General features: G+C 74.1%; 7 protein-coding genes. 2 read left to right on the forward strand and 5 right to left on the reverse strand.

Annotated features, from left to right (window positions below; translation table 11 throughout):
* Nucleotides 1-49 precede the first annotated feature (49 nt).
* On the reverse strand, nucleotides 50-628 hold the full coding sequence (locus ACR807_RS39705; RefSeq protein WP_438926702.1) for a LuxR C-terminal-related transcriptional regulator: 579 nt from the start codon (nucleotides 626-628) through the stop codon (nucleotides 50-52).
* A 613-nt stretch (nucleotides 629-1,241) separates the two neighbouring features.
* On the opposite strand from ACR807_RS39705, the gene ACR807_RS39710 reads away from it, so the two are divergent.
* Nucleotides 1,242-2,027: an enoyl-CoA hydratase/isomerase family protein gene (locus ACR807_RS39710; protein ID WP_438926696.1), complete on the forward strand. Its 786-nt coding sequence runs from the start codon at nucleotides 1,242-1,244 to the stop codon at nucleotides 2,025-2,027.
* Here ACR807_RS39710 and ACR807_RS39715 read toward each other — a convergent pair.
* The 4 genes from ACR807_RS39715 to ACR807_RS39730 all read right to left on the reverse strand — a co-directional run bounded on the left by ACR807_RS39715 (nucleotide 2,014) and on the right by ACR807_RS39730 (nucleotide 7,144).
* Complete coding sequence (locus ACR807_RS39715; RefSeq protein WP_438926697.1) at nucleotides 2,014-2,607, reverse strand: SLATT domain-containing protein; 594 nt, start codon at nucleotides 2,605-2,607, stop codon at nucleotides 2,014-2,016. The genes ACR807_RS39710 and ACR807_RS39715 overlap by 14 nt on opposite strands.
* Nucleotides 2,608-2,624: 17 nt before the next feature.
* Entirely contained in the window at nucleotides 2,625-4,187 is a 1,563-nt protein-coding gene (locus tag ACR807_RS39720; RefSeq protein ID WP_438926698.1) for a serine/threonine-protein kinase, read from the reverse strand.
* Nucleotides 4,188-4,292: 105 nt separating this feature from the next.
* Nucleotides 4,293-6,359, reverse strand: coding sequence for a glycosyltransferase (locus tag ACR807_RS39725; protein WP_438926699.1), 2,067 nt, complete (start codon nucleotides 6,357-6,359; stop codon nucleotides 4,293-4,295).
* A gap of 2 nt (nucleotides 6,360-6,361) precedes the next feature.
* The gene (locus ACR807_RS39730; protein WP_438926700.1) at nucleotides 6,362-7,144 is read right to left on the reverse strand and encodes a WecB/TagA/CpsF family glycosyltransferase; all 783 of its coding nucleotides are present in this window, start codon (nucleotides 7,142-7,144) and stop codon (nucleotides 6,362-6,364) included.
* A gap of 97 nt (nucleotides 7,145-7,241) precedes the next feature.
* Between ACR807_RS39730 and ACR807_RS39735 the strand changes: the two genes are divergently transcribed.
* Nucleotides 7,242-8,456 carry an MFS transporter gene (locus ACR807_RS39735; RefSeq protein ID WP_438926701.1) on the forward strand — a complete coding sequence of 405 codons (1,215 nt, stop codon included), beginning with the start codon at nucleotides 7,242-7,244 and terminating at the stop codon, nucleotides 8,454-8,456.
* The last annotated feature ends 38 nt before the right edge of the window (nucleotides 8,457-8,494 follow it).

The raw sequence follows: 8,494 nt of genomic DNA on the forward strand, positions 1-8,494 counted from the left end.
TGTGCCTGGAACCGGGCGGCGGCCCGGACCCCCCGCGACCGCGGCGGTCCTACAGGTACGAGCGCTGGCCCCACGGCATCGCGGCGGCCAACTGGGCGCGCCTGCCGATGTCCAGCTTGCGGTAGATGCGCGTGATGTGGAGCTCCACGGCCCGGGTGGACACCGAGAAGTGCTCGGCGATCTGCCGGTTCGTCATGCCCTCCAACATCATCAGGGCGATCCGGTGCTCGTGCGGCGTCAGCGGCTCGCGCGAGCGCGAGTCGGCGGTCTGACCGTCGCGCGGCCGGACGATGCCCGGCACGCGCTCGCCCTCCGGCAGCCCCAGCAGGACGTGCCAGTGACGGATGCGCACCTCGGCGATCGACTGCGAGCGCACGTACGGGTCGCCCCGCACGAGGTCGCGCGCGGCGGCGTCGTCGGGCACCTGCACGATCAGCAGCACGCCGGAACCGTCGGCCCACGGCCCGGTGCCCACGAGAACGCCCTGCTCGGCGAGCGGGCGCCAGTATTCGCGGTGCGCGAGATGAATGGATCTCCGCACCTGTCGCGCATCGCGAAAAGTCAACTCAACGGCGAAGGCCACTGGACTGATCCCCATTTCATTCAGCGGCACCAATATTCGCCACATACTCAACTGTGGGCTTTAATGAGTGTCAAGTGAGACGGGTCACACCCCTGATACGGGAACCCGATGGCACCTATAGCCGCTTTTCGAACCAGTGCTCCGCACAGCGGTCGTCGTTGAACGGCGCAACCTCGGCGCAACCGCGACGCGCGTGCAGCGCGCGGGCTTCGCCCAGGTCAGCGCGCGTGTCGAGGCGGACGGACGTCGCGCCGGACGAGACGGCCCCCTCCTCCGCGGCGGTCGGCGGCGCCGCTCCCCCGCCGGTGCCCCGGGCTCCCAGGCGGACGCACGACCGCTTCAGCTCCGCCGTTCCGGGGTTGACAAGCCGGAAGCCGACGCACCCCTCCGCCACCGACCCCCGCCCGGCGAGGAAAAACCCGACCAAGTCGTCGTCGGGTCCTCGGCGATCGCCGGGTCCACCTCCTCCGACCTGGCCGGACGGCCGTGGTAGCGGGCGGTGACGTCCGCCGGGTACTCCCGGACGAGGGCCACCGCGGCCGGGCCGTCCACCGGCGCGAGCTGAACGGTCCATGAAGTCACCGACAGGTTTTCACCTTCGTTGGTCCATTCGGACACCTGGTTTTCCGCATTCCGGACGCGTGTAAAGTCCCGGCCCGTGGCAGCGCAACAGGTCCGCCTGGAGCGGGACGCGGTCGACCTCGCCGTGCTCACCGTCGACGCCCCTCCCCTGAACCTCTACACCGACGGGTTGCAGGACCTCCTGGAGGCCGCCGTCGAGGACCTGGAGGCGCGACCGGCGCGGGCGCTGCTGATCCGGGCCGAGGGCCGGGTCGTCAGCGGTGGCGTCGACGTGAACCTGTTCGCGGCGCAGAAGTCCCGGGCGCAGGCCAAGGCGCTGTTCGACGCCATGCTGGACCTGCCGGAGCGCATCGCCGCCCTGCCGTTCCCGACCGTGTTCGCCGCGCACGGCCTGTGCCTCACGTGGGCGTTCGAGGTGGCCGTGGCGTGCGACATCCTGCTGGCCGCCGAACGGGCCAGGTTCGGGCTCGTGGAGAAGGTCGTCGGCCTCACCCCCACCATGGGCGGCACGCAGCGGCTGGCCGCGCGGGCGGGCGTGGGCCGGGCCAAGGAGCTGGTGATGACCGGCGACACCTACGACGCGGCCACCCTGGAGCGGTGGGGCGTGGTCAACCGGGTGCTGCCCGACGAGGGCTTCGACGATGCCGCGCTGGAGTTCACCCACGCCCTCGCCACCGGCCCCACGAGGGCGCACGCCGCCACCAAGCGGGTGCTGGCGCACTACGAGAGCGGCGGCGTGGCCGAGGCCAACGAGCACATCACGTCCATCGCGGCCGAGCTGTTCGACACCGAGGACCTGCGCGGCGCGGTGCGGTCGTTCCTCGCGGACGGGCCCGGCAAGGCGACGTTCACCGGTCGCTGATCCGCCGGAACTCCATCCAGCGCTCGTTCTGCCGCTGCCAGACGTCCTGGTACCGGCGGTACATCTCGTCGACCCGCTCCGGGTCCACCTCGGCGGGCGGCGTCGCGGCCAGGTAGTGCGCCAGGTCGTCGCGCAGCCGGTTGAACCGGGCCTGCGACTCCTCCATCAGCACCCACAGCGACCGCCACGCGAAGAACGGCTCCAGCGCGGCGAACACCGTCGTCAGCGCCACCAGCGAGAACGCCAGGCCGGTCCAGAAGTCCAGGTCCTGCCAGCCCAGGATGATCGTCGCGGTGGCCGACATCCCCAGCAGGGACACCTTGAGCGCCACCGAGCGGCGGCGGAAGCCCTCCTTGCGGGTGCGGCCGAAGGAGCGCGCGCCGTCGACCCGCTCCAGCAGGTCCAGGGCCAGCTCGTGCGGCGTCAGGCCGGACCTCGCGGCGGGGCGCGCGCCCGGGTCGGCGGGCGTCGGCTGTGCGGGCTGGGTCCCTGCCGGCTGGGCGGGCCGGGTCCCTGCCGGCTGGGGCTGCGCGGGCTGGGGCTGGGCGGGCTGGGGCTGGGCGGGCGTGGGCTGCTCCACGTTCGGCATCCTAGGGATCACCGGGGGTCGTAGGCGGCCGATCCGTACCACGCCAGCGCCGAGCGCAGCTCCACCACGTCCCGGTCGCGGCGCTTGCGGTAGCGCTCGTGGGAGATCGGGTAGACCCGCAGGCCGCCCTTGTGCTTGGTGAAGCTGCCCCGGCCCAGCGTCGCCGGTTTCTGCGCCGCGCCGACCAGCCACACCACCAGCCACGGCCGGGCGTGGTGGGCCTCCACCTTGACCCGGGCGATGGCGTACCAGGGCAGGCGCCGGGTCTCCGCGCCGTTGGACAGCGTGATGCCGTCCGGGCCGACGTCGAGGACCAGCGCGGCGCGGGCCACGTTGACCAGCAGCCGGATCGCGGCCAGCGAGAACAGCACGAACGCGGCGAACGCGGCGACCCGCACCCCGACCGCCCGGCCGGTCTCCGCGCCCGCCTGCGCGTCGGCGACGGCCAGGGCGAGGAGCGCCGCCAGCAGGTTCACCCCGCCCCAGGTCGTGCCGACCAGGCGGGAGGTGCGGAACCGCGAGCCGGTCGGCCGCACGTCGGCCGGGACGTGCTTGACGGGCGACTTCCCGGCCGGGACGGGCGCGGGCACCACCGGCGCGACCCTGGTGACGGGCTTGTTCGCGGGCGGCACCGGCAGGGGCGGGGGCGCGGCGGGCGGCGCGTCGTCCACCAGGACGCGCGTGGGCGGCTTCGCGGGCAGCATGCTCAGCTCGGTGTGCCGCTTCTCCACCACGCTGCGGATGCGCGAGGGCAGCCACGACGGTTCGGTCGACGGCGGCCCGATCAGCTCCAGCAGCCGCGCGGGCGTCGGCCGCGCCGCCGGGTCGCGCGCCAGGCACGGCGTGATCAGCGGCACCAGCGACAGCGGCACCCGCGACAGGTCCGGGTCCTGGTGCACGACCCGGTACACCAGCGCGGACGTCGCGCCCTCGCCGAACGGCCCGCCGCCGGTCGCCGCGTGCACGAGCACCGAGCCGAGGGCGAACACGTCGCTCTGCGCGGTGATCTCCTTGCCCACGACCTGCTCCGGCGACAGGTAGCCGGGCGTGCCGAACACGATGCCCGCCTCGGTCAGCGCGGAGTGCTCCAGCGCGCGGGCGATGCCGAAGTCGATGACGCGCGGACCGTCGTCGGCCAGCAGCACGTTGGACGGCTTGAGGTCGCGGTGCACGAGGCCCGCGCCGTGGATCGCGACCAGCGCCTCGGCCAGGCCGCCCGCGAGCCGCCGCACGGCGCGCTCCGGCAGCGGGCCGTGGTCCTCCACGGCCTGCTGGAGGCTCAGGCCCGGGATGTACTCGGTGGCCATCCAGGGGCGCTCGGCGTCCGGGTCGGCGTCCACCACGGTCGCGGTCCAGAAACCGCCGACCGCGCGGGCCATCTCGACCTCGCGGCGGAAGCGCTCGCGGAACTGGGGGTTGTCGGCGAGCTCGGCGCGGGCGACCTTGACCGCGATCGGCCGGCCGCCGCGCGAACGCGCCAGGTACACGGAGCCCATCGCGCCGCGACCGAGCGCGGCGAGCAGCGCGTAGTCGCCGATCCGCGACGGGGCGTTCGGGGGCAGGGGCTGCACGACACCCACATTAGATGTGCCGGCGTCGCCGTTCAGCCGCACGGGCCGGTTCGATATCCCCGCCACACCGGCGCAACCCGGTCGCACCCCGCCATTCGGGGGGCCTCACCTGCGGCGTTGCTCCGCCAGCGAGACCAGTTCGGCCGCGCGCGACCGCCACGAGAAGCCCAGCACGGATTCCCGGAGCGCCCCGGCCGGGAGCGGTCCGCCGTCGGCGAGCGTGCGGCGCACGGCCTCGACGAACTCCGCGTGCGACCGGGCGGCGCGCACCCGGTCGGCGTAACCGGCCAGCTCGGCGAAGTCCGTGCTGACCACCGGCAGGCCCAGGGCCAGGTACTCCTTGAGCTTGATCGGGTTGGAGTGCTTGATCCAGTTGTTGTCCTGCCAGGGCATGACCGCCACGTCGAACGCCGACCCGTAGGCCGGGATGAGGTCGTAGGGGCGGAACCCGAGCCAGTGGACGTTGGGGTGCTTGTCGAAGCGCTCCATCGGGTGCGTCGCGTCGCCGATGAGCACCAGCGACGCCCCCGGCAGCTCGGCGGCGAGGCGTTCGAGGAGGTCGAAGTCGACCACGAAGTCGTCGAGCGCCCCGAAGAACCCGATCCGCGGCCCCGGCACGGCCCGCACGTCGTCCGGCCACTCGGGCTCCGACCGCGCGGTGAAGTGGTCGACGTCCACGCCGTGGTCGAGGAAGTGGGCCCGGTCGCCGGTGCGCGGCGCCTCCTCGGCCATCAGGGCGTGGCTGACGTACACGACGTGGTCGGCGTGCTCCAGCAGCCGGTGCTCCAGCGCCTCGATCGCGCCGCGGTCCGCCTCGGGGAAGTCGGAGTGCCGGTCGGAGCGGTTGAACACGAGGCTGCGGCGGCGCATCGGCGCGACCACGTCCCACGCGGTCGGGATGGTCACCATGATCACCGGCGTGCGCAGGCGCAGGAACGCGGCCACCAGCCGCACCTGGGCGCGCACCAGCACGGCGTTGACCCGGCGCAGGAACGGCGAGCCGTAGAACGGCAGCGGCAGCGGTGACATCACGTAGAAGTTCGGCAGCGGCCGGCGCACGAACTTCGCCACGCTGCGCAGCTTGCGCAGGACGCGGCGGGTCACGTGCGTGCTGTTGCCGCGCGTGGGCATCCTCATGCCGATGCTGTTGACCACCAGCACCCGGCGGCCCTCCGCGACCGACCGCATCAGCTGGAAGTCCGAGTGCGCCCGGTTGTGGTACCACCAGTCCTGCGCGGAGAAGCAGATCCAACCGGGCCGCTCGTCCTCGCCCCCCGTGCTCGCGCCGGGTCGGGCCGGCCACCGCCGCCAGCGCAGCAGGTCCCGGACGGCCGTGCGGTGCTTGGCGTGCCGGGGCGCCCGCAGCAGCTCGTTGACCAGCACCGCGCCCCACATGGCGAGCGCGGCGAGGCGACCCCGGCGCTCGCGGACCATGCGCACCCGGTTCGTGGTGGCCATCGACCACAGCACCGGCGACGTGGACTGCTCGCCGCCCAGGTGCACGGCCCGCGCGCGGGGCTCGTAGCGCACGGCGTACCCCCGTTCGCCGGCGCGCAGCATGTACTCGGTCTCCTCGGAGTACAGGAAGTACCGCTCCTCCAGCACGCCGGTCGCCTCGCGGGCCTCGCGGGAGATCAGCCACGCGGCGCCGGTCGCCCAGTCCGCCGACCCGGCCGCCGCGTACGCGCGGGGGTCGACGACCAGCTCGCCGAGCGCGGCGTGCCGCCCGGCGCGGGTGCCGCCGAGGAACGCCTCGCCGAGCGCGCGCACCGGGTTCGGGGTGCGGCGCAGCGACGACTGCGGTTCCCCGTCGCGGCCCACCAGGCGGGGCACCGCGACACCCGTGCCGGGCAGCGCGAGGGCGGCGCGCAGGAACGCGACCGCCTCCGGGTCCAGGCGCACGTCGGGGTTGAGCACCAGCACGTCGCAGTCGGGCGCGGCGGCGAACCCGGCGTTCACGCCCGCCGCGAACCCGTCGTTGGTGTCGCGGGCGACGACCTGGGCGTGCGGGGCGACCCGGCGCACGACGTCGAGCGTGTCGTCGGCGGAGGCGTTGTCCACCACGACGACCCGGCTGTCCGGGATGGACCCCAGAGCGGTGGCGACAGAGGTGAGGCACTCCTCCACCACGTCGGCGCTGTGGTAGGTCACGACGACCACGGCAAGCGGCACTTCTACTCCCCCGTGCGGCGGAAACGGGTGCGCAGCGCGCCCCCGAGGAGGCGGAACGCGAACGGGAGGTCGTCGCGCAGGTAGCGCTTGGCGAGCCGGCGCGGTTCGAGGGCGAGGCGGTGCACCCACTCCGCACCGACCTTCTGCACCACGCCGGGGGCGCGCGCGAACTCGCCCGCGGCCATCGGGATGCCCGCGCCGCAGCCGAGGAACCAGGCGTGCGGCAGCTCGGCGCGCAAGACCTTGATCAGGTTCTCCTGCTTGGGGAAGCCCAGGCCGACCATCACCAGGTCCGGTTTGGCCTCCACGACCTTCGCGACGGCCTCGGCGGTCAGCGCCGCGTCCCGGTCGAACCCGAAGGGCGGCGAGTCCGTGCCCGCGACGCGCAACCCGGGGAACCTGCCGGTCAGCACCTCGGCGGCCTTCTCCGGGACGCCGGGGTTGCCGCCCAGCAGGTAGACCGAGCGGCCCTCGCGCGCGGCGGCCCCGGCGAGGGTGAACACCAGCGACGAGCCGGTGACGCGTTCGGGCACGGGCACCCCGGCGAGGCGGCCGGCCCACACCACGGGCATCCCGTCCGCGACGACGACCTCGGACTCGGCGATCAGCGCGGCCAGCTCGGGCCTGCGCGTCGCGGCGCGCACGATGTCCACGTTGGCCGTGACGATCGCGCCGCCCGCGGACCCGCGCCACGCCTCGACCACGTGGTCGGCGAGACCGGATTCGCTGACGGCCCACACGTCGACGGCGCCCACGCGGACGCGGGCCTGCGAGATGTCCGGCATACCCGCGTCATCGGCCGCGGCGGGGACGCCGTTACCGTTGCCGCCGCGGCTGGGCCGATCGCGGTAACGGTCACCGCACGTGACCGATATCGGGGACATGTACGTTGCGTCCAGCCGACCCCCCGAGCGCGCCAGGGGCAAGGTGCCCGGCACGGTGGTGGCCCTCGGGGCGGTGAGCCTGCTGACCGACGTGTCGGCCGAGATGGTCACCGCGTTCATGCCGGTCTACCTGCTGTTCACGCTCAACATGAGCTACGCGCAGTTCGGCGTGCTGGACGGTCTCTACACGGGCGCCACGGCCGTGCTGCGGCTCGTCGGCGGGCTCGTGTCCGACCGCACGCACCGGCACAAGGCGGTGGCCGCGGCCGGTTACGGGCTGTCCGCGGTGACGAAGCTCATCTTCCCGCTCGTCGGCGCGTCCGCGTTCGGCATCGGCGCGACGATGGCCGCCGACCGCGCGGGCAAAGGGCTGCGCACCGCGCCCCGTGACGCGCTGATCTCCCTGGCCACCCCGCCCGACCGGCTCGGCGCGGCGTTCGGCCTGCACCGCAGCATGGACACGGTCGGCGCGCTGCTCGGGCCGCTGGTGACGTTCCTGCTGCTGTACCAGCTGGGCACGGTCGCCGGCCCGGTGTTCGTGGTCAGCGGCTGCTTCGCCGCGATCGGGCTGATCGTGCTGGTGGCGTTCGTGCGGGAGAACCCGCGCCCCGCGGTGACCGGTCCGCGCCCGTCCGTGCGGGCGGGCCTGGCCCTGCTGCGGCAGGCCGGGTACCGGAAGGTGGCCGTCGCGTCGGCCGTGCTGGGGCTGGCGACGCTGTCCGACGCGTTCGTGTTCATCCTCGTGCAGCAGGCGACCGGCGCGCCGCTGCACCTGCTCCCCCTGCTGCCGCTGGGCACGGCGCTGGTGTTCCTGCTGGCCGCCGCGCCCGTGGGCCGGCTGGCCGACCGCGTGGGCCGGTGGCCGGTGTTCCTCGGCGGGCACGTGGCGCTGCTGGCCGTCTACGTGCTGCTGCTCGTCCCCGGCACCGGCTACTCCGGGGTGGCCGCGGCCCTGCTGTGCCACGGCCTGTTCTACGCGGCGACGGACGGCGTGCTGTCCGCGCGGGTGGCCGCCCTGGTCCCGGAGTCGCTGCGCGCCTCGGGCCTCTCGGTGGTCCAGACGGGCCAGGCCCTCGCCCGCCTGGTGTCCTCGGTGGCGTTCGGCTTCCTGCTCCAGTACGCCGCCTTCGGCACCGCCGTCCACACCGCGATCGCCGCGCTCCTGCTGTCCGTGGCCGCCGCCTGCTACCTGACCACCACAGCCACCCCCTGACCCCGCGAGAGTCCAACGCTCAGGCCCCGAGAGTCCAA

Source organism: Saccharothrix sabaoui, from assembly GCF_051756985.1.
Classification (GTDB): Bacteria; Actinomycetota; Actinomycetes; order Mycobacteriales; family Pseudonocardiaceae; genus Actinosynnema.